The organism is Arthrobacter sp. UYCu723 (assembly GCF_054059215.1).
In genome coordinates this window covers 2001279-2027863 of the sequence record NZ_JBSSBW010000001.1, presented here as the reverse complement: position 1 = coordinate 2027863, position 26585 = coordinate 2001279, and the positions used below count along the sequence as shown (strand labels likewise).

Sequence of the window (26585 nt, the reverse complement as noted above, 5' to 3'; positions counted from 1 at the left end):
CGAGCCCCAAGAACTACATGAGCCGGGCGGCCACCATTGGAGGGTGGCCGCCCGGCTCATGCTTTTTCTGGCTGGGAGCGGGCTAGATGAGCGCGTCCGAGATGTAGTTCGGGGTGCCGAAGCGGTGCGCCGTGATGCTGATGGCCTGTTCGTGCAGGAACGGCAACAGCTCAACGCGGCCGGCCTCGGTGACCGGGTGGACGTAGATCGCCACGTCCGGACGGCCGCCGGTGGCTTCGGCCAGGGCCTGCGCATCTCCGCCGATCAGCCGGATCCGGCCACCGGACAGCTTGCCCGCCTCGGCAAGGCTGCCGGCGGTCGCCAGCCACTCGGCGTCGTTCTCCACGGTGACGGCGATGCCGAGACCGGACAGCACGGCGCCCAGCCGGTCGGGGAGTTCGACGGCGGTGGACACCGTCAGCGTGGATCCCGCCTGCACGCCGGCAGCCACAGTCCGGATCAGGTAGGCGAGCGGTTCTCCTTCGGAGAGGCGCACCGTGACCGGCAGTGCCCGGTACCGGAAGATGTTGCGTTCGGCGCTCAGGCCGGAGACGTCCTTGGCGGTGCCGAACTCCTCGGCCCAGGCCATCGCGTCGGAGGCCAGCGCGCGCTGCAGCATCTGCAGTTCCTCGGCAACCAGGAAGGACTTGGCCGCGTTTTCGATCCGGCGGACACCGGCGTGCGCCGGGGTTGCACCAGCCGTGCTGGCTTTGCTGGTCCATTCGCCGAGCCCGACGAGGTAGTTGGGCCCGCCGGCCTTGGTGCCGGCGCCGACGGCGGATTTCTTCCAGCCGCCGAAGGGCTGGCGCTGGACGATGGCACCGGTGATGCCGCGGTTGACGTAGAGGTTGCCGGCCTGGACGGTGTCCAGCCAGATCCCCAGCTCTTCGGTGTTGAGCGAGTGCAGGCCGGACGTGAGGCCGTAGTCGATCTGGTTCTGGATGGCGATGGCTTCCTCCAGGGTGTCCGCGGTCATGACGCCCAGCACGGGGCCGAAGAACTCGGTGAGGTGGAAGTAGGACCCGCGCCGGACGCCGTAACGGACGCCGGGGCTCCAGAGCTTGCCGGAAACATCGAGCTTCCGGGGCTCGACGGCCCAGCTTTCGCCCTCGCCCAGGGTGGTGAGCGCGTTGAGGAGCTTGCCGTTTGCGGGTTCGATGATCGGACCCATCTGGCTGGCGGGATCCTCGGGGTAGCCGACCTTCAGCGAGGTGACGGCGTCGATCAGCTGGTTATGGAAACGCCTCGATTTGGCAACGGAGCCGACGAGGATCACCAGCGAGGCGGCGGAGCACTTCTGGCCGGCGTGGCCGAAGGCGGAGTACGCGACGTCCTTGGCTGCGAGGTCCAGGTCCGCGCTCGGGGTGACGATGATGGCGTTCTTGCCGCTCGTCTCGGCCAGCAGGGGCAGATCCTTGCGGAAGGAGCGGAACAGCTCGGCGGTCTCGTAGCCGCCGGTCAGGATGACCCGGTCCACCGCGGGGTGGGAGATCAGCTGCTGGCCGAGCTCACGCTCGCCCAGCTGGACCATGGTGAGCACCTCGCGGGGCACCCCGGCTTCCCAGAGGGCCTCGATCATCACGGCGCCGCTGCGGCGGGCCTGCTTGGCGGGCTTGATCACGACGGCGGAGCCGGCGGCGAGGGCCGCGAGCGTGGAGCCGGCCGGGATGGCCACCGGGAAGTTCCACGGCGGGGTCACCACGGTGAGCTTCGCCGGAACGAAGGTGGCGCCGTCGACGTCGTCGAGCCTGCGGGCGGACTCGGCGTAGTAGTGCGCGAAGTCCACGGCTTCGCTGACCTCGGGGTCGCCCTGGTCGATGGTCTTGCCGGTCTCGCTGGCCATGACCTCGAGCAGGTCTTCGCGGCGGGCTTCAAGCACGTCGCCGGCGCGGTGCAGGATCGCCGCACGCTGGGCGCCGGAGAGCGCGCCCCAGGCCTTGCCGCTCTCCACCGCGGTTTCGATCACGGTGTTGAGGGTTGCGGCGTCGTTGATGGTGGCGGCGTCCACGGCGGCGTTGCCGAGTGTGGAAGTGGTGACGCGGCCCAGGATGGCGCGGCCCCAGTCGCGGTTGGCGGGCAGCGAGGGGTCGGTGTCCGGGGTGTTTTCGAAACTGCGTTGTGGCTGATCGGCGTGGGGCATCGGCGCGGCCGGGAGGCTGCGGTTCTGCCGGCGGTTGGGCGGCGGGACCTCGTCGTCGAGCTGGGCGAGCGAGGCGAGGAAGCGCTGCTTCTCACGCTCGAAGAGGGATTCGTTCTCACTGAGTTCGAAGACGGCGGACATGAAGTTGTCCTGGCTGGCGCCTTCCTCGAGCCGGCGGATCAGGTAGGCGATCGCGACGTCGAACTCGGCGGGGTGGACCACAGGGGTGTAGAGCAGGAGGGAGCCGACGTCCTTCTTGACGGCCTCGGCCTGGCCCTGGGCCATCCCGAGCAGCATCTCGAACTCGATGCCGGACTCCACGCCGCGCTGCTTGGCCAGCAGCCAGGCGAAGGCGATGTCGAAGAGGTTGTGGCCGGCGACGCCGATCCGGATGTTGCCGATCCGGTCCGGGTGCAGCGAGTAGTTGATGACCCGCTTGTAGTTGGTGTCCGAGTCCTGCTTGGTGCCCCACGTGGCGAGCGGCCAGTCGTGCAGGGAGGCTTCAACCTGCTCCATCGGCAGGTTGGCGCCCTTGACGACGCGGACCTTGATCGCGGCGCCGCCGTCGGCGCGGCGGGCGGCGGCCCAGTCCTGCAGGCGGATCATGGCGGCGAGGGCGTCCGGGAGGTAGGCCTGCAGCACGATGCCGGCCTCGAGGTTCTTGAATTCCGGCTTGTCCAGGATCCGGGTGAAGACCGCGATGGTCATGTCCAGGTCCTTGTATTCCTCCATGTCCAGGTTGATGAACTTCGCTTTGGGGAAGGAGGCGGCGCGGGTGAAGAGCGGGGTGAGCTTCTCCACGACGTGCTCCACGGCCTCGTCGAAGGCCCACGCGGAGTGCGGGGCCACTGTGGAGGAGACCTTGATCGAGACGTAGTCGACGTCGGGCCGGGACAGCAGGGTGTGCGTGCCCTCGAGCCGGCGGGAGGCCTCGTGTTCGCCGAGGACGGCCTCGCCGAGGAGGTTGACGTTCAGCTTGATGCCGTCCTTGCGGATCTTGGCGATGGCCGGACCCAGCTTGGCGTCGGTCGCGTCGACAATGAGGTGGCCGACCATGTCGCGGAGCACCCGGCGGGCGATCGGGATGACCACCTGCGGCAGGACCGGGGCCATGGTGCCGCCGAGGCGGACGGCGCTGCGCATGTACCAGGGCAGGAAAGCCGGGACCTTCGGCGCCAGGGCGGCGAGGTTGCGGGCGGCGACCTGCAGGTCTTCGGGCCGGACGACGCCGTCGACGAACCCGACCGTGAAGTCGAGGCCGTTCGGGTCCTTCAGGACGCCGGCGAGCTGCTCGGCCGAGGCATCAACGGGGACCTTGGCGGCTTCGGCGAGCCAGTGGCGGACCAGTGCGGTGGTGTCCTCGGCGAGGGCTGCGGCTTCAATGACCGGGGAGCCTTCCGAGGCGGGGGCATGCGTGGCTTCGTTGCCTGCGGCGCAGCCGTTGGTCACGCCGGACTCCGTTGAAATGTTGGTCATGGCTGGCACTCGTTCTTTCTCAAAATGTGGACCGTTCTTGAATCAGTATGCGACCGGATTTTCGTAAGATAAAGCGATGATTTCTAAGCAATACAAGTTAGAAAACTCGAACGTTTGGGCTGCTGTCCGAACGGTCGGACATCTGGCGCGAAACGGCCGTTAAACAGCTCTCGGCATGCCCAACACCCACCGATCCCGGATGCGCTATCACGTACGGTCCCCAAGAGCTCTGGATAGGGGCCGTAGGTGATAGCGCAAGGCGGGTGAGGGGTGTTGAGCCTGCCGAAAATGGCTAGATGGCAGTGCTAGCCGATGGGGCGGTGCATCTCCACGATCTCTTCGTGCCGCGGGCTGTCCGGGTTCATCAGCGAGTGCTTGCGGCCGTAGCTGAAGTAGATCACCAGACCGATAACGAGCCATACTCCGAAGCGCAGCCAGGTCTCCCAGTGCAGCTGGATCATCAGGAACCCGGAGGCAAGCATGCCAAAGGCGGGTACCAGCGGCATAAGCGGCAGCCGGAACGTGCGCGGGGCGTCCGGCTTCTTGTACCGGAAAATGATCACCGACAGACATACGACGACGAACGCGGCCAGGATGCCGATGTTGGTCAGGTCCGCGACGGCCTTGATCGGGAAGACGCCGGCCAGCAGGGCCGCGGCGACCCCGGCGATCCAGGTGACGCGCTGCGGGGTGCCGTGGCGGTCCGTCTTGGCGAACCAGCCGGGGAGCAGCCCGTCGCGGCTCATCGAGAACCAGACGCGGGTGACACCGAGCAGGAAGGTGAGCATCACGGTCAGGATGGACAGCACGGCAAAGACGGAGATGATGGTCGCGATGACGGGCAGGCCCACGCCGTTGAACGCGGAGGCGAACCCGGCCTTGGGGTCGATGTCCTGGTAGTTCTGCATCCCCGTGAGCACCAAAGTGGCGGCGACATACAGGAGCATGGCGACGATCAGGGAGAGGATGATGGCCTTCGGCATGTGCTTCTTGCCGTCGGTCGCTTCCTCCGCGGCGGTGCTCATGGCGTCGTAGCCGAACACGGCGAAGAACACGGTGGCGGAGCCTGCAAGGACCGGGCCGAAGCCGCTGGGCATGAACGGGTTGTAGTTATTCGTGTTGATGTAGAAGAGACCGAGGCCGATGATGAACAGGATCAGGACGACCTTAATCGCCACGGCCACGAGCTCGAACCGTCCGAAGGTCTTGGTGCCGCGGGACAGGATCCAGGTCACGATGAGGCAGACCACGATCGCCGGAACGTTCACGACGCCGCCCGTGCCCTCATCCGCCGTCGACGTCATCCAGACGGGCATGTGGAGGCCGATGCCGGAGAGGAACGCGTCGAAGTAACCGGAAATGCCGATCGCCACCACGGCCACAATGGCGATGTACTCGAGCAGCAGGTCCCAGCCGATGAACCATCCGATCACCTCGCCCAGCGCCACGTAGCCATAGGTGTAGGCGGAGCCTGCCCGCGGGATCATGCCCGCAAATTCCGCGTAGGACAGCGCGGCAGCCGCCGAGGCGAGGCCCGCGATCAGGAACGAGAACAGCACCGCCGGGCCGACGCCGGGTTCCGACGCGCTGCCGTGGGCCACGAGACCCGCCAGGGAGAAGATGCCGACGCCGATGATGCCGCCGACGCCGATGGCTGTCAGCTGCCAGAGCCCGAGGCTCTTGAACAATCCGCTGTGTTTGTTCTCTTCTTCGATGTCGTCGATGGGCTTGCGCCTCATGATCGACTGGGTCAGATCTTTTGTGCTCATCAAGGACTCCTGGTCAGATGTGGTGCCCATCAATCCGCCCTGTGATGGGGGTTACTCAGTGACAACAGTATGCAAGCACGGTTGCATTAGATAAAGTGACTTCTCCTAATCAATAACCATTAGAATTCACAAAGGATCGCGATGCTCGACGTCCGGCGCTTGCGCCTGCTGCGTGAACTGAAAATCCGGGGCACCCTGGCGGAGGTCGCCGAGGCGCTCCAATACAGCCCGTCGTCGGTCTCGCAGCAGCTGGCGCTGCTGGAAAAGGAGGCCGGGGTTGAGCTTCTCAGGAAGACCGGGCGCCGCGTCCAGCTGACGCCTCAGGCCGAAGTCCTGGTGGCGCACACGGCCCAGTTGCTGGAGACCTTGGAGCAGGCGGAGGCGGATCTGGCGGCGTCGCTCACCACGGTGACCGGGACCGTGCGGATTGCCGTCTTCCAGTCGGCGGCGTTGGCGCTGATGCCCGATGCACTCACCCGGATGTCCTCGAGTTACCCCGAGGTCCGGATCGAAATGACGCAGCGGGAACCCGAAACGGCCCTCCATGAGACGTGGGCCCGGGACTTCGACCTCGTCATCGCCGAGCAGTATCCCGGCCATGCGGCGCCCCGCTACGCCGAGCTGGACCGCATCCGGCTGACAACCGACGCGATCCGGCTCGCCGTTCCGCCGCCGTCGACCAATAGGCCCCCGATCACCTCCCTGGCCGATACCGCCGAGCTGGCCTGGGTGATGGAGCCGCGTGGCGCGGCGTCGCGTCACTGGGCCGAACAGGCCTGCCGCAGCGCGGGATTCGAACCCGACGTCCGTTTCGAGACAGCGGACCTGCAGGCGCAGATCCGGCTGATCGAATCGGGCAACGCGGTGGCCCTGATGCCGGACCTCGTCTGGACCGGAAGGGGCACGGCTGCCAAGCTGATCAGTCTCCCTGGCGATCCGCACCGCACAGTCTTCACGTCCGTGCGGCGCTCGAGTGCCACGCGGCCCGCCATTCTGGCCGCCCGCGAGATCCTTGCCGAGACCGCCGCGTCCATTTCCCGGGCAACCGGGCCGGCGTCGGACTGAGCGCTCGGCCGACCATCCGGCGTCGGCCCGCCAACGGGGCGGCGGTGTTCGCTGGCTCACAGCGCTACTGCCGGCCCGGCGCTAGACTGGTGACCTTATGAATCGAACAATATTCAAGTCCAAGATCCACCGCGCCACGGTCACACACGCGGACCTCCACTATGTCGGTTCCGTCACCGTGGACCTGGATCTGCTGGAGGCCGCCGACATCCTCCCCGGTGAGCTCGTGGCAATTGTCGACGTCACCAACGGCGCCCGGCTGGAGACCTACACGATCGCCGGCGAGCGCGGAACAGGGGTGATCGGGATCAACGGCGCCGCCGCCCACCTCATGCATGAGAACGACATCGTCATCCTCATCACCTATGCTCAGATGACCACGGAAGAGGCCAAGGCCTACAGCCCCAAGGTCGTCCATGTGGACAAGGACAACAAAATCGTCCAGATCGGCAATGATCCGGCGGAGGGCCACGCGCCCGGGCTGATGCGGCCGCCGCACGCGCTGAACAACGCGTCGCTGAACTGACGGCGTCTCGGCCGGCTGGCCGATGCCGGCCGTGACCGGGCCCTGCCCACGGCGCAGAACGTGTTCGTCGCCGCGAGCCGCTACCAGACCGGCCTCACCGTAGCCAAGGACACCGTGCTGATCACGATTTGTAGTGGCGGTGCCGGCCATGATCGGCGTGGCCCTGCTCCTCGCCTGACACCCGCCGGTAGGCTGTGACCGGCCGGGGTTCGGCCCGGACACACGCTCGCACTGGGGAGACAATTGAACAGCGTCCATTCACGCCGCGTCCGATCGCACACTGCACGGCGCGGACCGGGGGCCATCGACTGGATCGCCTGCGGCCTGGCCGGGCTGCTGCTCGTTTCCTCGACCGCGTGCGCCGGCCCCGAGGCCGCTCCTGCGGCCGCCGTCAGGAGTTCCGCCGCCAGCACGTCCCCGGCTGCCGTGGCCGCGCCGACGACGACGGCATCCGATGGCGCCCCGCTGGACCCGGAGACCACCCCCGGCGTCGCCCTCGCCGGCACGAACGCCCCGCACCCGCAGCCGGCCTACGCCAGCAAGGCCCTCGAAGTGCTCGCGACGCTGCCCATCAAGGGCCGGGCGCCGAAGACCGGATACTCGCGCGATCAGTTCGGCCAGGCCTGGGCCGACGTCGACCGCAACGGCTGTGACACCCGCAACGACATGCTCCGCCGAGACCTCTCCGCCGTTGCCCTCAAGCCCGGCACGCGGGACTGCGTTGTTTTGTCCGGCATCCTGAACGACCCCTATACGTCGGCCCTCATCAACTTCCTCCGCGGCAACAGCACCAGCACAGCAGTGCAGATCGACCACGTCGTCGCCCTCAGCGACGCCTGGCAGAAGGGTGCGCAGCAGCTCGGCCCGGCCCAGCGCCTGTCCTTCGCCAACGATCCCCTGAACCTGCTGGCGGTGGACGGCCCCACCAACCTCCGGAAGAGCGACGGCGACGCAGCCACCTGGCTGCCGCCGAACAAATCCTTCCGTTGCGCCTACGTGGCCCGCCAGATCTCGGTCAAGTCCAGCTATGCCTTGTGGGTGACCCAGGCCGAGCACGATGCGATGGCACGCGTCCTGGGCGACTGCCCGGGCGCCCTGGCGCCTACGAACCAGGAGGCCTCGCCACCGGCAGCGGAAGCGCCCCCGGCAGCGCCCGCTGCCGCGGCGGTAGTTCAGGCGGCTCCGGCCGCCGTCTATTACGCGAACTGCTCCGCGGTCCGTGCGGCCGGAGCCGCCCCCATCCGGACGGGCCAGCCGGGCTACAGCAGCAAGCTGGACCGCGACGGCGACGGCGTCGCCTGCGAGTAGCGTGCCGCTTCCGCAGCCTTGTCGACGCCTAGTTCCTCGGCAGCCCGTCCAGCAAACGGGCGCAGCGGATGAAGCCCAGGTGTGAGTAGGCCTGGGGATGGTTGCCGAGGTGCGTTTCGGTTCCCGGATCGTATTCCTCCGGCAGCAGCCCGGTCGGCCCGAAAAGGTTCACGAGCTGGTCGAAGAGGTCCCAGGCCTCGTCGATCCGCCCCACAGCAACATAGGCTTCGATCAGCCAGGTGGTGCAGATGTGGAACCCACCCTCCAGCCCCGGCAGGCCGTCGTCGTACCGGTACCGGAACACCGTGGGGCCCACCCGCAGTTCCCGCTCCACAGCGGTGACCGTGTCCAGGAATCGCTGGTCGCTCACATCGAGCAGCCCGGAGAGGCCGATGTGCAGTACGGCCGCATCCAGGTCCGGGCTATCGTAGGCGACAGTGTAAGACGCCGCGGTCTCGTCCCAGCCCTCACACAGGACCTCCTCGCGGATGGCGGCGGCCGTCGGCTCCCAGTCCGGCAGCGGCGTCTGGCCGTGGCGGGCTGCCGCCCGCAGCGCCCGGTCCAGCGTCACCCAGCACATCACCTTGGTGTAGACGTGGTGCCGGGGCGCCCGGCGGGCCTCCCAGATGCCGTGGTCCGCCTCGCGCCAGCGGGCCAGGACGGCTGCGGCCATCTGGACCATGAGCTCCCAGTGCGCATCCGACATGGCACCGTTCCGCTTGCCCAGTGCATCGATCAGCTCCGCGATCGGCCCGAACACGTCCAGCTGCACCTGATGGTCCGCGGCGTTGCCGATCCGCACAGGGCGGGACCCCGCGTACCCGGGCAGGCTCTCGATAATGGCCTCAGTGGACAGCGGCGCCCCGGTCACAGAGTACAGCGGATGCAGCCATTCGGGCCCCGGTGCGTTGGCCAGGATCCGCCCCAGCCAGTCCAGAAAGCCCTCCGCTTCCGCCGTCGAGCCGAGGTCCACGAGGGCGTTGACGCTCATGGAACCGTCCCGGAGCCAGCAATACCGGTAGTCCCAGTTCCGTGTGCCGCCGATCCCTTCCGGCAGCGAGGTGGTGGGCGCGGCCAGTACCGCGCCGGTCGGCTCGTGGACCAGCGCGTGCAGCACCAGCGCCGAGCGCCGGACCAGGGACGGCTTCACGGACGGCAGCTCCAGCCCCTGCACCCAACGCCGCGAGCTATGTGCGACGGCGGTGCGGCGCGAGTTTTCGTCCGGCGGCTCCGCGGGCTGCGGTTCCGTGTCGCCGCAGCGCAGGTTGAGCACCACGGGGCCGTGGCGGAGCTCAACGTCGGCCGTGGCGGTGGCATGGCGGCCATCCGAGGTGATGGCAAAGCCGACGCCCGCTGCCAGCAGGATGATCGGGTCCGCGGTGCCCACGACGTGCACCTCCGCACCGCGCGCTTCCATGCTGAAGGGCGCATTGGCGTAGTCCGGCCGGGGTGCGAAGATGATCCTCGCCGTTCCGGTGCCGGAGAGCACCCGGACCAGGCTGGTGATCCCTTCCGGCGCGGGTTCCAGGTAGTCGGTGACTGTGACGTCGGCCCAGCGCGTTTCGACGATCATGGTGCTGTCCACGTACCGCTGGCCCAGGACCTGCGAGGCCTTCACCGGTTCCACGGAGAAGTGCCCAGCCGCGTCCCCGCCGAGCAGATGGGCAAACAGCGACCCCGAGTCCGGCAGCGGGTGGCTCATCCAACAGATCTTGGCGTCCGGGGTAATGAGTGCCGTGGACGAACCGTTGCCGATCAGAGAAAGCCGCTCCAGGCCGACGGCGTCCTCCCCGAAAAGCCAGGCACGCCGCAGTTCAAAGAGGATGGCCAGTACCCGGGCGAAGGACTCAGGGTCCCGCAGCCGGTGCGAGGCCAGCGTCGGGCCCTCCCCCACCCGCAGGCCCATGTCCGGCCCGCGCAGGGTGGCCATCGCGAGCTCATCACTGGCAGCGTCCCCGGCGAACAGGGCCGCGCTCACACCCAGCATGGACCGGAGGTGCTCCAGTGCGGAGGCTTTGGACGGTTCCACCACGGACAGGTCCAGCACCGAGCCGTCCACGATGAAGGACAGCCCGTGCGCCCGGGCAATCTGCTCCGCCTTTGCGGCAGCCTTGGCCGCCACCTCCGGCGTGGCGCTGTTCGTGTGGACGGCCACTGCCACCGGCTTCCGTTCGAGGGTGATGCCGCGGTAGGCCCCAATGGTTTCGGCGAGAGCCTGGCTGGTTTGCTGCAGCACGGATTCGGTGGCCAGCGACAGTCCGTGGGCATAACCCATGTCGAACTCGGCGCCATGGGAGCCGACAAGATGCACCTCGGCGGGGAGCCGCGAGACGGCGGCCAGATCGCGCAGGGACCTCCCCGAGATGACGGCCGCGTGCGTGTTAGGGAGGGCGGCGAGCGCACGGAACGCGATCGCGGCGCTGGCCAGCGGGAGGGTTTCGGTGGAAACGCCTTCCGCGGCGCACAGCGTTCCGCCATAGTTGCAGGCCACGAGCAACCCCGGCGTGCGGGCCAGGATCTTGAGCTCCGCAAGCAGCTTCGGTGTCAGGCCGTCGTCGGCGGCATTGGTCTGTACAAAGGCGCGGAGCAGGCCCAGCGGCAGTGATTTGGTCAGGAGGGCAGAGTCAGCGAGGGACTGGTTGAGCGGGGTGGGCATGGGCTGAGTCCTTCGGATAGTCCCCAATGCCTGCAAGAAAATCGTCCGTAAAGGACGTATCTCCAGTATCCTCCCGGCACCATTTCCCCCAGGTGTCCCCGCTGTTGCAGCTATGTAACGTCTGCAGCCGCCGCATCCCCGCTGCTAGCAGTTCGGGGAGTCGTACTCGTACGCACCCGAATCGGGAGCGCTTGTACCTACGCAGTCCCCGTTTTGCGGCAGCAATTGCCCGGAGAGGTCCAGGCCGATGGGACTGGTGCCGCCCCGGTCTATTGCGGGGCTCGTACTGGACAGGTGCAGGTCAGCAGGCGCGTCCACAAACCGCGCCGGAGCGGTGCTCGAGCTGGCGCTCGGGGAAATATTGGTGGGGCCGTTGAGTACGTTCTGCTGCTCGGTCCAGCCGGAGCCGTCCATCCACAGGGAGTTACTCGCTCCCACCAGGATGTTCGCCCTGATGACCGTCGAGGAGGGGCACGATGCATGGCAGACCACGGCCTTGGATTCCGGCCCGTCCAGCCAGACGGTGTTGTGTTCAAAGACGGTGCCGTTGGTCGGGCCAAAGGAAGAAGTTGGGCCGCGGGCGATCAGGCCGGTGGCCTGGGAACACTCGGCGCCGCAGCTCGCCCGAATGAGGTTGTAGCTGTAGACGTTATCGTCAGCGGTTCCAATAGAGCGGCCGATCTCGGAAAAGACATTGTTGTCTACTGAGACGTTGTGGTGGATTCTGTTGCGGCTGCCGTTAAAGATTTCAAAGGCGCTGCCGTCGTGGCTGAAATCGTAGGAGACCGCGGTGGAACCTGTGATGACGTTGCCGGAAAATTCGTTGTCGTTGCCATTGATGAGCACCCCGAATGCTCCCGAATCGTCGTTGCAGTCGACGGCGGCACGGGTTCCGCAGCCTGCCCCCGGCGTGTTCACGTTCATGATGTTGTTGTCAGTCAGGGTGTTATTCATATAGTTGCCGAAATCGGAGCCGTTGCCCACCTGGATGCCTGCCGCATTGTTTACGGCAACGACATTTTTCACGACGCCATTGTCACCGTAAATGCCGAATCCCGCGTAGCCGCATCCCTCTGCGCGCAATCCGTCCACCGTGATGAAGTTGCCATTCACCCTGACGCAGTTTCCTGACTGCCCCACCACGATCGTCGGAGGACTTCCGCTTCCATAGCTGTTCAGGGTGATTGACGCTCGAGTCGTTCCGCTTTGGTTGACAACAACACCGCCGTTCCAGGTGTCACCCCGGCGGAAGCTGACGGAGTCCCCCGGCTCCAAAACGGTGTCGTTGATCTTCGAAATCGATTTCCAGGGGGCGTCAACCGACGTCCCGACATTGCTGTCGTCGCCGGCATCGCTGAGGTAATAGTTCGTTCCGGCGACCGGTGCCGGCGACGGACCGTCGAGAGATGCCTGCGACGAGGCGCCTTGGATGAGGCCGGCCATGACTAACAGGGTCATCACAGTGGCTGCAGCGGTGGCCTTGATCTTCAAGTTTGCCCCTGGCTTTTTCTAATCTATCCCGGAATGCGGGTCTAACGACTGCGGGGTCTGACGACTGCATGGTTTAACGAATGCATGGTTTAACGAATGCTTTTTAAGCTAGCACCGGACACAGCCGACGCCCTGGTGGGCTTAACCGTAGGGTCGCCCACTCATGAAGTCAACGATTTTTCCGTCCGGCACCGGCGTTCCCGGCGGCACCTTATCCCGCACCGCCGTGCCGCGGTGCCGCGGTGCCGCGGCCTTCGCCCGTGAGGCGGTCAGGCCCTGACGAGTCCAGCGACCTCGGCCAGCAGCTCAACGGAACGCAGCCGCGTTTCGGTTCCAGTACTCTGGTGCGCAACTATCAGCTCGTCGGCGTCGGCGTGCACGGTGAATTCATCCAGGTACTCCACCACGGCGTCCTGGGTGCCGACAGCCGAGTACTTCATCATCTGGACCACGTGCTGGCCCTGCGGCGAGTCGAGGATCATGTCCGCCTCGTCGTCGGTGAACACCCGTCCGTTGCCGAAGAACAGCGAGACGCGGGCCCGCAGGGTTTCCCGGAACATCGCCTGCGCGTCCGCAGCAGAGTCCGCCGCGACGACGTTCACACCGGCAATCACGTACGGGGCGTCGAGCTGAGCGGAGGGCTTGAACTCACGGCGGTAGATGGCGACCGCGTCCTGCAGTGCGTTGGGGGCGAAATGCGAGGCGAAGGCGTACGGCAGGCCCAGCTGGGCGGCCAGCTTGGCCCCGAACAGCGAAGAGCCGAGGATGTACAGCGGCACGTTGGTGCCCTTGCCCGGCGTGGCCTCCACGCCAGGAATGCGGGTGGGGCCGTTCAAGTAGGCCTGGAGTTCCAGCACGTCCTGCGGGAAGCTGTCCGAGGACATCGGATCGCGGCGCAGTGCCCGCAGGGTGTTCTGGTCGCTGCCCGGCGCCCGACCCAGGCCCAGGTCGATCCGGCCCGCGTGCAGGGTCTCGAGGGTGCCGAACTGCTCGGCGATGGTCAGCGGCGAGTGGTTGGGCAGCATGACGCCGCCGGCGCCGAGCCGGATGCTCTCGGTGTGGGCGGCGATGTGGGCAATCAGCACGCTGGTGGCCGAGGAGGCGATGGAGGACATGTTGTGGTGTTCGGCGTACCACACCCGCCGGTAGCCCATTTTCTCGGCGAGCTGCGCCATGGCCACGCTTCCCGCGAAGCTCTCTGCCGCCGTCTGGCCCTTGCCGATGGTTGCCAGATCAAGAATGGAAAGCGGAACAGTCACAGGAAAAGCCGGCCTTTCGTAGCGGAGCAGTGATTCGGACGATGGTCCGTCAGGCGCACCCGGTTTCCGGCACACGCACACTGGGGACAACGACGGCGGACCCCGGGTTATTTCGGCACCGGCACGATTGCTGCCAAGCCACACCGGTCCGGCGTCAGGGGATCAGCGGCACGAGAAGTTGTAGTCGAGTCCGCCGGAGATGTATTGCGTCATTGCCACGCGGCTGCGGGGAGTGAGCCCGGAATTGGAGCAGAATGCCTTGGCGCCGGTCAATGAGGAGGCGCCGGCGAGCCAGCTGGGCAGCCCCGCCAGCGGGCTGGTGGCTGGAACGGAACCGGCGATCTGCCCCCACTGCATGCTGGTTGAATAGATGCCCACGCGGGCGCCAATGCCCTTGAAGTAGACAGTCATCCCCTCTAGCACGGCGGCGTTGGCAGACTTGTCGCTCTGCCAGCTGTTTTCCGTTTCCACATCGAGCCACCACAGATACGACGCCGGATTGCTCACCCCGCGGATGGCGGCGTCGTCGTACGCCTTCGCGAAGCCGTACATGTAGGAACAGGCTTTGAAGACCCTCAGGGCGCAGTTCCCGTAGGGGTTGGCCACGCGGATGCCCTTGTAGGTGTTGGACGTGGGCCACCACGAGCCCTTCAACCCGGGATTGGCGGTGTTGACGTAGAGCGACACCCGTGGCTGCGACGTCGCTGCGGGCGTCTTTGCCGTTCCGGCCCACGCCAGTTGCGCCGCCAGGCACGGGTTCGTGGTGTTGGCGAGCCCGTTGTTCACCCCGATGACGGCGAAGGCGGGCTGTTTGGGGAGGGTCTTCCCGCACTGCGGCCAGGACACGTCGATGCCCACGGGTTCAGAGGCCCGGGGCGCGGCCGCGATGGCCGGTCCGGCCCCGAGGAGGACAAGGCCAAGGGTGACCGCAAGGGACGCAAGCTTCTTGAACAGCGAGGTGGGCATGCCCTAGGGTACTGCAGGGATCCGCCCTGCCGCCGGGAAACTTGCCGCGCAGAGCATGCCGGATGGAATACTCAGCAGGCTTAGGGGTTTGCGGCTTTATGGGCCATGACATCTCACACGCCGAGCTCGAAACCGCACGCCAAATCCCAAATAGCACCAGCCAAAGCCGGGACCGGGACACCCGGACCCGGCTAAGCTATCGGCATGGCCACCAAATCCACCGCAGATAAGATCGCCACCATCCAAAAGGGGTACACCCTCGAGGGCCCTACGATCGAGCTGGGCGCCGCGATCATCGACGGCGAACTGCACAGGGAGGCACCCGTCCGGCTCCCGCTGGCGATGATGAACCGGCACGGCCTCGTGGCCGGCGCGACCGGCACCGGCAAGACCGTCACCCTGCACATGATGGCGGAGCAGCTCTCGGCCGCCGGAGTGCCGGTGTTCCTCGCCGACATCAAGGGCGATCTCTCCGGGCTGGCCACCGCCGCCACCGCCACCGAGAAGCTGCTCGCCCGCACGGAGAGCATCGGCCAGCCCTGGTCCGGCAAGACCTTCCCGGTGGAATTTCTGGCCCTCGGCGGCGACGGCAACGGCATCCCGGTCCGTGCCACCGTCACTTCCTTCGGCCCCATCCTGCTCTCCCGCGTCATGGAGCTCAACGACACGCAGGAATCGAGTCTCCAGCTGGTCTTCCACTTCGCGGACACGAACAACCTCGAGCTGATCGATCTGAAGGACCTGCGTGCCGTCATCCAGTTCCTCACCTCGGACGAGGGCAAGGACGAGCTCGAAGAACTCGGTGGACTCTCCAAGGCCACCGCCGGCGTCATCCTCCGTGAACTGATCACGCTTGAGGCGCAGGGCATGGAGAAGTTCTTCGGCGAACCGGAGTTTGACACCGCCGAGCTGATGCGCACCGCCCCGGACGGCCGCGGCGTCGTAAGCTGCCTGGAACTTCCCACGCTGCAGACCAAGCCGATGCTCTTCTCCACCTTCCTGATGTGGCTGCTCGCCGACCTGTTCGAGGAACTGCCCGAGGCCGGCGACCTAGACAAACCCAAGCTCGTGTTCTTCCTGGACGAGGCCCACCTGCTGTTCAACGGCGCCTCGAAGGCGTTCCTGGACGCCATCACCACCACGGTGCGGCTGATCCGGTCCAAGGGCGTCGGCATCTTCTTCGTCACGCAGACTCCGAAGGACGTCCCGGCCGAAGTCCTGGGGCAGCTGGCCAACCGGGTGCAGCACGCCCTCCGGGCCTACACCCCCGAGGACGCCAAGGCGCTTAAGGCGACCGTCTCCACCTTCCCCATGAGCGACTACGACCTCGAAGAGACGCTCACCTCGGCGGGCATCGGCGAGGCCGTCATCACCGTCATGAATGAGAAGGGCGCGCCGACCCCCGTGGCGCTCACCCGCCTGCGCGCGCCGGAGTCCGTCATGGGCCCGAGCAGCGACGCCCTGATTTCCAGCACCGTGGCCGGCTCAGCCCTGCTTCCCAAGTACGGCACGGCGGTGGACAAGGTCTCCGCCTACGAGAAGATCACCGGTAAGGCCGGTGCAGGCACGGGCGATGCGGCTGCTCCTTCCCGCGGCGGCGGCGGCGCCGCCGTCGACACCGACGCCGAGGCCCGGCGGATCGAGGAAGAGATCCTGGGCCGCCCGAGCAGCCGGCCGGCACCGGCCCCCGAGCGGGCGAAGGCACCCGAGCGCCAGGCAAAACGGGAGACGCCACAGGGGGCACCGCAGGGGGCCGGCGGCGGTATGGCCGGGGATCTGGCCGGCGCGCTCGGTGGGGCGCTGGGCGGCGGTTTCAAGAGCATGGCACGCTCGCTGGGAACCCAGCTGGGCCGCGAACTCCTCCGCGGCGTCTTCGGCACGGCCCCCAAGCGCCGCCGCTGACCGCAATTTCCCGCATGTCCCGGCGGCTGCGCCGACGCCCTCCCCGGCTGCTGCTGACCAGTGTCCCGGCGGTGGTGCACGTCACACGGGGCGCATGTGACAAGAGCATTCCTGTGGGGTGCAGGTAACGTAAGGTACGTGCAAATGAGTCAGGCGTTGGTCAGGATCGCAGCCGGGTGGCTGTTGGGCCTGATGCTCGCCGTGGCCGGATCCGTCGTAGCGATCAACGTGGTCAACGAGTCCATCGCCAGCCCGCAACAGCCCGTCCGCGAATACCTTGACGCCTTGCAGAAGGGTGAAGGCGAAAAAGCCCTCGGCCTCCTGCGTGCCTCGGTTCCGCAAAGCAACGCCGCAATGCTGGACGGGACCGCGCTGCAGACTGCCGCCGCACGGATCAGCGACGTGAAGTTCGGCGAGGCGGAGGAGCGCGCCGGGAACCAGGTCATGGTCCCCCTTGACTACACCATTGATGGGAACCGGCTGCGCACCGAATTCCTGCTCGAAGAGTCCGGAACGGAGTGGCTGTTCTTCCACAAATGGTCCTTCATACCAGCGGCCCTCCCCGTTTTGGACGTCACGGTGGTCAACTCGAATGAAGCCACCCTCAACGGTGTGCCGGTGAACATGCCCAACGGCCGTAACTCTTTCGCTGTCTTCTATCCCGGTGAATACGAAGCCACGCTCAGCGGTGAGTATTTCTCGGCCCCGCCCACCCGCGCCACCCTGTCCGGCCGGGATGTGCCCGCCGCTCCGCTGAACCTGCTGACGGAAGCCACGGGCGCCTTGAAGGACGCCGTAAGCGGAAAGGTCAAGGAGTTCCTGGACAGCTGCGCTGACGAGGCGGACAAGCAGCAGCAGCTGCAGCCGGACTGCCCGTTCTACCACGCAACCAACAACCGCGTCGTCCCGGGCACCATCGACTGGAGCATCACCGAGTACCCCGCAGTCAGCATTGAGCCCTTTGGCGGGCGCTGGGTGGTGGCGCCGCTGGATGGCAAGGCACGGATCAAGGCCCGCGCGGTGGACCTGTTCACCGGGGCCGTCAGCGAGATCAACGTGGTCCAAGACTTCAGTTTCACCACCCGCCTGGACATCGAGGTCGACACCGTGAAGCTGACCCCGCTCCTGAGCTACTGAGCTCCTGAGCCGCGCTGGCCCGCCGGGCGTCACGCAGGGCAGTCTTTTGCTGATGCAGCATCATCAAGGTCGGCGCCGGTCCACGCCCTATGTGGACAACTCGACGTCACTCGGGGCAGCGTTTTGCGCTTGGCCACGCCCGTTCCCGCAGGATGCCGCGGTTACCGGGCCTGCTTAAAAGCCAAAAGGCTGCTGTCCGTGACGCGTTGGTCACGGGCAGCAGCCTCGGGCACCGGCAAGGCAGCGCGCCTAGTCCATTCCGCGGAGGTCCAGCACCAGCTCGGTGTCGCCGTCGGCCTGCAGCAGCACCGGGATGCCCCAGTCCTGCTGGTACAGGTGGCAGGCGGCGTGGTCCGGGATCTCGCCGTCGGCGTCTTCCGAGCCGTCGCAGGCCGCGGCACGGGCGGTAATGTGCAGAACACCCTCGGGGACGTCGGAGGCGAGTTCCAGCGTGCGGAGCAGTCCCACCGACGTTCCGCCGCCGGACACGAGCAGCTCCGGCGGGGTCGAGGAGATCTTCAGCTGGGTCGGGTCACCCCAGCGGTCGTCCAGCTTCTGCCCGGTCGGCGCGGTGAAGCGGACGGTCAGCTCCAGCTGGCCGGGAGCCACCGGGCTCTTGGGCCGGTGGGTCTGCGCCGCACCCTCGTCCACCTGCTGGGCTTCCTTCGGGATGGGCACGTACACCAACTGGTGCTTGTTCGCCTCGACCACCACCAGAAGCGGCTCTGCGCCGGCCACCTGGGTGTGGTCCACAATCACGTCGGAGGGCTCGGACAGGCCGCGCGCCAGCGTGGAGACCGTGCCCGTCGACGGGTCGTAGCGGCGGACGGCCCCGTTATAGGTGTCCGCGATCGCCACCGACCCGTCCGGCAGCACGGTGACGCCGAGCGGGTGCTGCAGCCGCGCCTCGGACCCCTTGCCGTCGCGGAAGCCGAAGTCGAACAGTCCCTTGCCCACGGCAGACTCAACGGTGATGGCCCCGCCGTCGCCGATGATGAGTTTGCGCAGGGCCGACGTCTCGGAGTCCGCCACCCAGATGTTGCCGTCCGCGTCCTCGGCGAGACCGGAGGACTGGGCAAACCAGGCTTCCTCGGCCGGACCGTCCAGCAGGCCCTCGAGGCCGTTGCCGGCAATGATGGACACGGCTCCGGACCGCGGTTCGAAGCTGAAGATCTGGTGCACACCGGCCATCGCTACCACGACGGCGTTCAGCTTGGCGGACCAGACAACGTCCCACGGCGAGCTGAGCGAAACCTGCAACGGGTCCGCTTCCAGCCTCGAGCCGAACGCGGCGCCTTCCTCGTCGACCCGGGCCGGTCCCGTCTCAAGCAGCCGCTGCACCCCGTTGCCGGCCAGGGTGCGGACGGTGCCCTCCTTAAGGGAGAGGCCGCGCAGCCGGTGGTTGACGGTGTCGGCAATCACGACGTCGTAGCCGGCCTCGGCGGCGACGTCTTCCGGGAGCAGGACCAGGCCCTGCGGTTCGTTGAACCGGGCCGTGGCGGCGTTGCCGTCGGCGTATCCCTTTTCGCCCGAGCCATAGGTCGCCAGCACGGTCTGGAAGTCGGTGGAGAGTTCGACGAGGCGGTGATGGCCGGTGTCGGTGACGAGCCAGGACCCGGCATCAGGCGCGGTTCCGACGCCGCGCCCGGCGGGGAGGTACAGGGCCTTGCCCGGGAACCGCAGGGTGCCCGACGTCGGCTCCGGCGCCACATAGGGGCCGTCGCCGCGGTGCAGGGTGCCCTTGGCTTCATGCTCGGCGATCAGCTCGGGGATCAGCACGGCGAGGCCGTCAGCGTGGCCTTCGCCGGAGAGGTGCGCCACGATGTAGCCCTCGGGGTCGATGACCACCAGGGTGGGCCAGGCGCGGGCGGTGTAGGCCTTCCAGGTGTCCAGCTCGGGGTCGTCCAGGACTGGGTGGCGGATCTCGTAGCGTTCCACAGCCGCAGCCAGGGCCACCGGGTCAGCCTCGTGCTCGAACTTGGGCGAGTGCACACCGACCGTCACGAGGACGTCGGAGTACTCCTGCTCCAGCGGCCGGAGTTCGTCCAGGACATGCAGGCAGTTGATGCAGCAGAAGGTCCAGAAGTCGAGCAGCACGATCTTGCCGCGGAGCGATTCAAGGTCGAGGGACTTTCCGCCGGTATTGAGCCAGTTGCGGCCCACGAGTTCGGAGGCCCGGACCCGGGCGTGGGTGCGTAGGGTTTCGGTCATCAGCGTCCTTCCAGCTTTGGGTTGCGTTCGGCCAGCTTGGCATCGCGCTCGGCCAGCCTGGCAAACATATCGTTGTAAGCAGTGAGATCGGCGTCGTTATTCCTGTCGGCTGCCCGGTCGGTCCGTTTGGACTCCCGGGCGTCGGAACGGGACCACATGACGGCGACGCCGATGGCGACCAGCAGAGTGGGCACCTCGCCGATGCCCCAGGCCACGGCGCCGCCCATCTGCTGGTCCAGCAAGGCGGAGTTGCCCCAGGTGCGGCCGAGGTTGCCGAAGTAGTCGGCGGCGAGCAGGCCGGTGCCGCCCATGATCGCGACGCCGAAGAAGGCGTGGAAGCCCATCGTGGCCAGCAGGAGCAGCAGCCGCATGGGATAGGGCGCCCGACGCGGCAAGGGGTCCGTGCCGATCATGGTGAGCACAAAGATGTAGCCGGTCAGGGCGAAGTGCAGGTTCATCAGCTCGTGGCCCACATGGTCCCGCATGGCGTAGCCGAACGCGTCCGAGTAGTAGAACAGGACAATCGAGCCCGCGAAGTTGGCGGCGGCGAAGAGCGGGTGCGTCACCAGCTGGGAGAACTTGGACTGTACGAAGATCAGCAGCCACTCGCGCGGCCCGCGCGAGCTGTCCCGCCGCGCTGTCAGGGCCCGGAGCGCCAGGGTCACGGGGGCGCCCAGGACCAGGAAAATGGGGGCCACCATGGTGAGGGCCATGTGGTCCACCATGTGCGCGGAGAACATCACCCGGCCGTAGACCGACGGCGGGCCGGACGTGACATACGTCAGGACCACCAGGCCGATCACCCAGTTGACGGAGCGGAACCATGGCCAGGAGTCGCCGCGCCGCGATACCTTCCAGACGCCGAGGAAGTAGGTCACGAGGCCAAAGAGGGCGACGGCGACCCAGAGCCAGTCGAGCCGCCATTCGGTCAGCCAGCGCTCGGGCGTGAGTTCGGGCGGAAGGTCGTAGCCCGAGATGATGAAGGCCGGGGAAGCATCGGGGGCGAAGGTGCTGGGCTGTGGCGGCGCGGAACGTCCGAGCGCGACGGCGATTCCCGACGTCGCACCCATGATGATCAGCTCCACAACGACGAGCTGCCAGAGGACCCGCCGGGCGGACAGTCCGCTGCCCTGGCTTCCCAGCTGCGGGATGACCCAGCGGCGATGCATGAAGCCGACTCCGCCGAGCACGACGGTGGCCGCGGCCTTAGCCAGAATCAGCTGCCCGTAGGCGGAGCCGAAGAGGTCGGTCCAGCTGGTGACGCGGATGCTGGCGTTGACGACGCCGGAGGCGAAGACCAGGGTGAAGGCGAACCCGGCCAAGGCGGAGAACCGGCGGAGAGTCGGCTCCGTGATGTCAGGCCGGGTGCCGGTCTTGACTGAAGCCCCGGCGGCCACGCCTCCGAGTATGCCGGAAAGGAGAGCCAGCATGATGATGCCGCCCACCCACGCCGACACACCCACCAGATGCAGGCCGAGGGAGTTGATGGCGCCTTCGTGGTCATCCGAGCTGGAGGAGTGGCCGATCAGGGCAGCGGGCACCAGGCCCACGAGGGCGAGCACCAAGGTTGCCGCCAGGCCGCCGCGGGAACGGACGCCGAAGAGCGCCGTGGTCACGACAGCGGCGATGATGACCACCGCCAGCCAGGCCCTGCCGGTCTCGATGTCCGTCATGAAGTAGACCAGGGACCGGGTGAACTCCGGGTCCCCGGAAATCCCCTGCCCCGCGACGTCCGAGTAGCTCAGTACCAGCACGGCGATCGCCGAGAGTGTCCAGATGGCCCCGGCCCCCGCGGCTAAGGTCAGCGCCCGGGTGAACGCTGGGTGCTCGGGGGCGTCCCTGTCCCTGGACCGCGAGCTTGCGAGGCTGCGCGGCAGGATGCCGACAGCGAAGATGAGCCCGCCGATTACCGTCGCGAGGGAGACATTGTGGATGGCCTTACTAAGCGGCAGCCCCCAGCGCACCAGGGCGCCGGGGTCGGAGACCTGGCGGGCCGCGGCGGCACCGGAGAAGAGCAGTGCTGCTGAAAGGCCCGCAAAGAGGGCCACAAGGCCCGCGAGCTGCCAGGCGCGGGAGATACCGCCCGGGTAGGCGTCAGGGCCTCGCGCTCCCCCGTGAGGGGTTGGCGCGGCTGCTGTGGCACGGGGATTTGCGGCGGAAGGCACATCTCCATTGTCCGCTACGCCCGGCCGGTCGCCGAATCGAAGCCGTGAACGCGCTGGGGCCGTCAGGCCGGTCTTGGCGACGAACGCCGGCCGTGAACGCAGGGTTTAACGCAAAGGAGCGGCAACCCGAAGGTTGCCGCTCCTTTCAGTCCTTCGAAGAAGACTACTTCTTCTTGGCGACTGCAGCCTTCAGCTTGGAACCGGCGGTCAGCTTGACGCTGTGGCCAGCGGCAATCTGGATGGTCTCGCCGGTCTGCGGGTTGCGGCCGGTGCGAGCTGCACGGTCGGTGCGCTCAACTGCGAGCCAGCCCGGGATGGTGATCTTTTCGCCCGCGGCGACAGAGGTCTCGAAAACCTCGAACAGTGCATCCAGCACGGAGTTGACGGCTGCCTGGCTGGTGCCGGCCTTGCCTGCTACCTCTGCAACAAGTTCACTACGGTTCTTAGCCATTTATGTCCTCCTGGACGGTCATGATTTCTGGAGCCTGCACACGGCATGCGCACAAGCCACTGTTCGAAAACTTACCAGCTTGCCGCCGCCGAGGCGGCAAATTCCGCGTGTTTTCGGCGTTTTTCGGGGAAAATCACGGGAATCGCTCGCTTTCGGCGTGATATTTCGCCGACAGCGGACGCGTCCGCCAGCCGGACGTCGGACCTTGCCGCCGGGCATGCTGCCCTACTGGGGCCCGTGCGGAGTTCTTGCCGTCCGACGGCGGCCGCCGCGCCAGCCGTTGTGGTGTCTGATCCCCGTGGCGAGCCTGGCGTTCGGCGGGGTTGGGCGCAGGCCTCCTCCAGGTTCCGGGAGGGCTGGCGGGCTGGTTCTGCCGGCAGGCACTGGGTGTCGTTTTGGGGGTTAAATGCGGGAGAGCCTCCAGAGACGTGTCTGGAGGCTCTCGACCGTGTTTAATGGTTGTCCGGCGGTGACCTACTCTCCCACACCCTCCCGGGTGCAGTACCATCGGCGCTGTGGGTCTTAGCTTCCGGGTTCGGAATGGGACCGGGCGTTTCCCCCACGCTATGACCGCCGTAACCCTTGCTCCCGACCCTCCTGGCCGTGGCCTGTGGGGGTGGGAAATCTGGTGTTACAACTGTGGTGTTGTTATTCAGTTGACGGTTCCTGGGACAACATGCCGTGTGAACGGGTTTGTTGTCTGGGAACCACATAGTGGACGCAAGCAGTCTTGTTTCTTTGTACCCTCCCCATGGTGTGAACGTCTTTTGAATCCGTTCACGAAGAGAGTGTGTGGTGTAAGTTATCGGCCTATTAGTACCGGTCAGCTTCACGAGTCGTTAGTCCTCGCTTCCACATCCGGCCTATCAACCCAGTGGTCTGGCTGGGGGCCTCTCACACACAAGGTGTATGGAAATCTCATCTCGAAGCGAGCTTCCCGCTTAGATGCTTTCAGCGGTTATCCCATCCGAACGTAGCTAATCAGCGGTGCACTTGGCAGTACAACTGACACACCAGAGGTTCGTCCGTCCCGGTCCTCTCGTACTAAGGACAGCCCTTCTCAAATTTCCTGCGCGCGCAGCGGATAGGGACCGAACTGTCTCACGACGTTCTAAACCCAGCTCGCGTACCGCTTTAATGGGCGAACAGCCCAACCCTTGGGACCTACTCCAGCCCCAGGATGCGACGAGCCGACATCGAGGTGCCAAACCATGCCGTCGATATGGACTCTTGGGCAAGATCAGCCTGTTATCCCCGAGGTACCTTTTATCCGTTGAGCGACGGCCATTCCACAATGTACCGCCGGATCACTAGTCCCGACTTTCGTCCCTGCTCGAGATGTCTCTCTCACAGTCAAGCTCCCTTGTGCACTTACACTCGACACCTGATTGCCAACCAGGCTGAGGGAACCTTTGGGCGCCTCCGTTACTTTTTAGGAGGCAACCGCCCCAGTTAAACTACCCATCAGGCACTGTCCCTGACCCGGATTACGGGCCGAAGTTAGATGTCCAAAGTGACCAGAGTGGTATTTCAACGATGACTCCACCCGGACTGGCGTCCGGGCTTCAACGTCTCCCACCTATCCTACACAAGCCACTCCGAACACCAATACCAAACTATAGTAAAGGTCTCGGGGTCTTTCCGTCCTGCTGCGCGTAACGAGCATCTTTACTCGTACTGCAATTTCGCCGAGTTTATGGTTGAGACAGCGGGGAAGTCGTTACTCCATTCGTGCAGGTCGGAACTTACCCGACAAGGAATTTCGCTACCTTAGGATGGTTATAGTTACCACCGCCGTTTACTGGGGCTTGAATTCTCAGCTTCGCCTTGCGGCTAACCGGTCCTCTTAACCTTCCAGCACCGGGCAGGAGTCAGTCCGTATACATCGTCTTGCGACTTCGCACGGACCTGTGTTTTTAGTAAACAGTCGCTTCCCCCTGGTCTCTGCGGCCCCTGCACGCTCCGGACAGCTAGTGTCCATCACGATGGGGGCCCCCCTTCTCCCGAAGTTACGGGGGCATTTTGCCGAGTTCCTTAACCATAATTCTCTCGATCGCCTTAGTATTCTCTACCTGATCACCTGTGTCGGTTTGGGGTACGGGCGGCTGGAACCTCGCGTCGATGCTTTTCTCGGCAGCATAGGATCACCGAATCCCCCCGTGAGGGGGTCCCATCAGATCTCAGGCATCATGAACGGCGGATTTGCCTACCGTTCGCCCTACCTCCTTAGACCGGGACAACCATCGCCCGGCTCGGCTACCTTCCTGCGTCACACCTGTTAATACGCTTGCCTCCCGGGATCAGGTCCCGCGCTCCACCAAAACCCTCCCGCCCCGAAGGGCGGTCAGGCAGGTTTCGGGCGGTTAGTGTCCCCCGTTCAGCATGGGCGGTTCTTCGCCGGTACGGGAATATCAACCCGTTGTCCATCGACTACGCCTGTCGGCCTCGCCTTAGGTCCCGACTTACCCAGGGCAGATTAGCTTGACCCTGGAACCCTTGATCATTCGGCGGACGGGTTTCTCACCCGTCTTTCGCTACTCATGCCTGCATTCTCACTCGTGTAGGCTCCACCGCTGGTTTACACCGCGACTTCACTGCCCACACGACGCTCCCCTACCACTCCAGACGCCTGAACCAACCCCACGAGGGGGCGGCTTGGCTATCATCTGAAATCCACAACTTCGGCGGTGTACTTGAGCCCCGCTACATTGTCGGCGCGGAATCACTTGACCAGTGAGCTATTACGCACTCTTTTAAGGATGGCTGCTTCTAAGCCAACCTCCTGGTTGTCTTCGCAACTCCACATCCTTTCCCACTTAGCACACGCTTAGGGGCCTTAGTTGGTGGTCTGGGCTGTTTCCCTCTCGACTATGAAGCTTATCCCCCACAGTCTCACTGCTGCGCTCTCACTTACCGGCATTCGGAGTTTGGCTGACGTCAGTAACCTTGTAGGGCCCATTAGCCATCCAGTAGCTCTACCTCCGGTAAGAAACACGCAACGCTGCACCTAAATGCATTTCGGGGAGAACCAGCTATCACGAAGTTTGATTGGCCTTTCACCCCTACCCACAGCTCATCCCCTCCATTTTCAACTGAAGTGGGTTCGGTCCTCCACGACGTCTTACCGTCGCTTCAACCTGGCCATGGGTAGATCACTTCGCTTCGGGTCTAGATCACGCCACTGCAACGCCCTGTTCAGACTCGCTTTCGCTACGGCTTCCCCACACGGGTTAACCTCGCGACGTAACACTAACTCGCAGGCTCATTCTTCAAAAGGCACGCCGTCACCAGAATCAGACTGGCTCCGACGGATTGTAAGCACACGGTTTCAGGTACTGTTTCACTCCCCTCCCGGGGTACTTTTCACCTTTCCCTCACGGTACTGGTCCGCTATCGGTCATTAGGGAGTATTTAGGCTTATCAGGTGGTCCTGACAGATTCACACGGGATTTCTCGGGCCCCGTGCTACTTGGGATACTTCACCAGGCGGTACACAACATTTCGGTTACGGGGCTCACACCCTCTCTGGCCGGCCTTTCAAGACCGTTCACCTATGCCTGTACTACTCACCCCACTGTCCCGGCAGAGACAGAACGGGAAGTCCCACAACCCCGACCATGCAACGCCCGCCGGCTATCACACATGGAACGGTTTAGCCTGATCCGCGTTCGCTCGCCACTACTGACGGAATCACTATTGTTTTCTCTTCCTGCGGGTACTGAGATGTTTCACTTCCCCGCGTTCCCCCCACACACCCTATGTGTTCAGATGCGGGTCACCGGGCAGCTCGCGCCCCCGGCGGGGTTTCCCCATTCGGACACCCTGGGATCACAGTCCGGTTATCGACTCCCCCAGGCTTATCGCAGATTCCTACGTCCTTCTTCGGCTCCTAATGCCAAGGCATCCACCGTGTGCTCTTAAAAACTTGACCACAAAAGATCAAAAAACTAATTCACGAGAGAACCATGAAAACCATCACTCCACCTAAGAAAGGCAGAACAACAGATCCAGGTTCATATTCTTGGAAATTGCTTCTTATAAAAGATGCTCGCGTCCACTATGT

At 65.5% G+C, this 26585-nt stretch carries 14 protein-coding genes, 2 rRNA genes and 1 pseudogene; 6 read left to right on the top strand and 11 right to left on the bottom strand.

The window, feature by feature from the left end:
* Positions 1-82 precede the first annotated feature (82 nt).
* Positions 83-3616, bottom strand: a complete 3534-nt coding sequence (locus tag ACVWZ8_RS09500; RefSeq protein WP_456504488.1) for a proline dehydrogenase family protein — start codon at positions 3614-3616, stop codon at positions 83-85.
* 305 nt (positions 3617-3921) lie between these two features.
* Positions 3922-5385, bottom strand: a complete 1464-nt coding sequence (locus ACVWZ8_RS09495) for an amino acid permease (protein ID WP_456504487.1) — start codon at positions 5383-5385, stop codon at positions 3922-3924.
* 141 nt (positions 5386-5526) lie between these two features.
* Here ACVWZ8_RS09495 and ACVWZ8_RS09490 point away from each other — a divergent pair, with 141 nt between their 5' ends.
* The 4 genes and pseudogenes from ACVWZ8_RS09490 (at position 5527) to ACVWZ8_RS09475 (ending at position 8284) form a co-directional block, all read left to right on the top strand.
* Positions 5527-6450, top strand: a complete 924-nt coding sequence (locus ACVWZ8_RS09490) for a LysR family transcriptional regulator (protein ID WP_456504486.1) — start codon at positions 5527-5529, stop codon at positions 6448-6450.
* Between the two features lie 97 nt (positions 6451-6547).
* Complete coding sequence (gene panD, locus ACVWZ8_RS09485) at positions 6548-6976, top strand: aspartate 1-decarboxylase (protein WP_456504485.1); 429 nt, start codon at positions 6548-6550, stop codon at positions 6974-6976.
* A 39-nt stretch (positions 6977-7015) separates the two neighbouring features.
* Positions 7016-7154: pseudogene (locus ACVWZ8_RS09480) on the top strand (AEC family transporter); the annotation flags it as partial.
* Between the two features lie 65 nt (positions 7155-7219).
* Positions 7220-8284: a GmrSD restriction endonuclease domain-containing protein gene (locus ACVWZ8_RS09475; protein ID WP_456504484.1), complete on the top strand. Its 1065-nt coding sequence runs from the start codon at positions 7220-7222 to the stop codon at positions 8282-8284.
* 28 nt (positions 8285-8312) lie between these two features.
* Here ACVWZ8_RS09475 and ACVWZ8_RS09470 read toward each other — a convergent pair whose 3' ends face one another.
* The 4 genes from ACVWZ8_RS09470 to ACVWZ8_RS09455 all read right to left on the bottom strand — a co-directional run bounded on the left by ACVWZ8_RS09470 (position 8313) and on the right by ACVWZ8_RS09455 (position 14656).
* On the bottom strand, positions 8313-10940 hold the full coding sequence (locus ACVWZ8_RS09470) for a trehalase-like domain-containing protein (protein WP_456504483.1): 2628 nt from the start codon (positions 10938-10940) through the stop codon (positions 8313-8315).
* A 144-nt stretch (positions 10941-11084) separates the two neighbouring features.
* Positions 11085-12383, bottom strand: coding sequence for a hypothetical protein (locus tag ACVWZ8_RS09465; protein ID WP_456504482.1), 1299 nt, complete (start codon positions 12381-12383; stop codon positions 11085-11087).
* Positions 12384-12700: 317 nt separating this feature from the next.
* Positions 12701-13690, bottom strand: coding sequence for an LLM class flavin-dependent oxidoreductase (locus tag ACVWZ8_RS09460; protein ID WP_456504481.1), 990 nt, complete (start codon positions 13688-13690; stop codon positions 12701-12703).
* Positions 13691-13852: 162 nt separating this feature from the next.
* Positions 13853-14656, bottom strand: coding sequence for a hypothetical protein (locus tag ACVWZ8_RS09455; protein ID WP_456504480.1), 804 nt, complete (start codon positions 14654-14656; stop codon positions 13853-13855).
* Positions 14657-14860: 204 nt separating this feature from the next.
* On the opposite strand from ACVWZ8_RS09455, the gene ACVWZ8_RS09450 reads away from it, so the two are divergent.
* Both ACVWZ8_RS09450 and ACVWZ8_RS09445 read left to right on the top strand, forming a co-directional pair.
* Positions 14861-16558: a helicase HerA-like domain-containing protein gene (locus ACVWZ8_RS09450; RefSeq protein ID WP_456504479.1), complete on the top strand. Its 1698-nt coding sequence runs from the start codon at positions 14861-14863 to the stop codon at positions 16556-16558.
* 144 nt (positions 16559-16702) lie between these two features.
* Complete coding sequence (locus ACVWZ8_RS09445) at positions 16703-17695, top strand: hypothetical protein (protein WP_426979583.1); 993 nt, start codon at positions 16703-16705, stop codon at positions 17693-17695.
* Between the two features lie 249 nt (positions 17696-17944).
* Here ACVWZ8_RS09445 and ACVWZ8_RS09440 read toward each other — a convergent pair whose 3' ends face one another.
* The 5 genes from ACVWZ8_RS09440 to ACVWZ8_RS09420 all read right to left on the bottom strand — a co-directional run bounded on the left by ACVWZ8_RS09440 (position 17945) and on the right by ACVWZ8_RS09420 (position 26453).
* Complete coding sequence (locus ACVWZ8_RS09440; RefSeq protein WP_456504478.1) at positions 17945-19906, bottom strand: NHL domain-containing thioredoxin family protein; 1962 nt, start codon at positions 19904-19906, stop codon at positions 17945-17947.
* Positions 19906-22071, bottom strand: coding sequence for a cytochrome c oxidase assembly protein (locus tag ACVWZ8_RS09435; RefSeq protein ID WP_456504477.1), 2166 nt, complete (start codon positions 22069-22071; stop codon positions 19906-19908). The genes ACVWZ8_RS09440 and ACVWZ8_RS09435 overlap by 1 nt, the downstream gene beginning before the upstream one ends.
* 163 nt (positions 22072-22234) lie before the next feature.
* The gene (locus ACVWZ8_RS09430; protein ID WP_011776355.1) at positions 22235-22522 is read right to left on the bottom strand and encodes an HU family DNA-binding protein; all 288 of its coding nucleotides are present in this window, start codon (positions 22520-22522) and stop codon (positions 22235-22237) included.
* Between the two features lie 461 nt (positions 22523-22983).
* Positions 22984-23100: ribosomal RNA gene (gene rrf, locus ACVWZ8_RS09425) — 5S ribosomal RNA — on the bottom strand.
* Positions 23101-23314: 214 nt separating this feature from the next.
* Positions 23315-26453 (bottom strand): 23S ribosomal RNA (locus ACVWZ8_RS09420).
* Between the last annotated feature and the right edge of the window lie 132 nt (positions 26454-26585).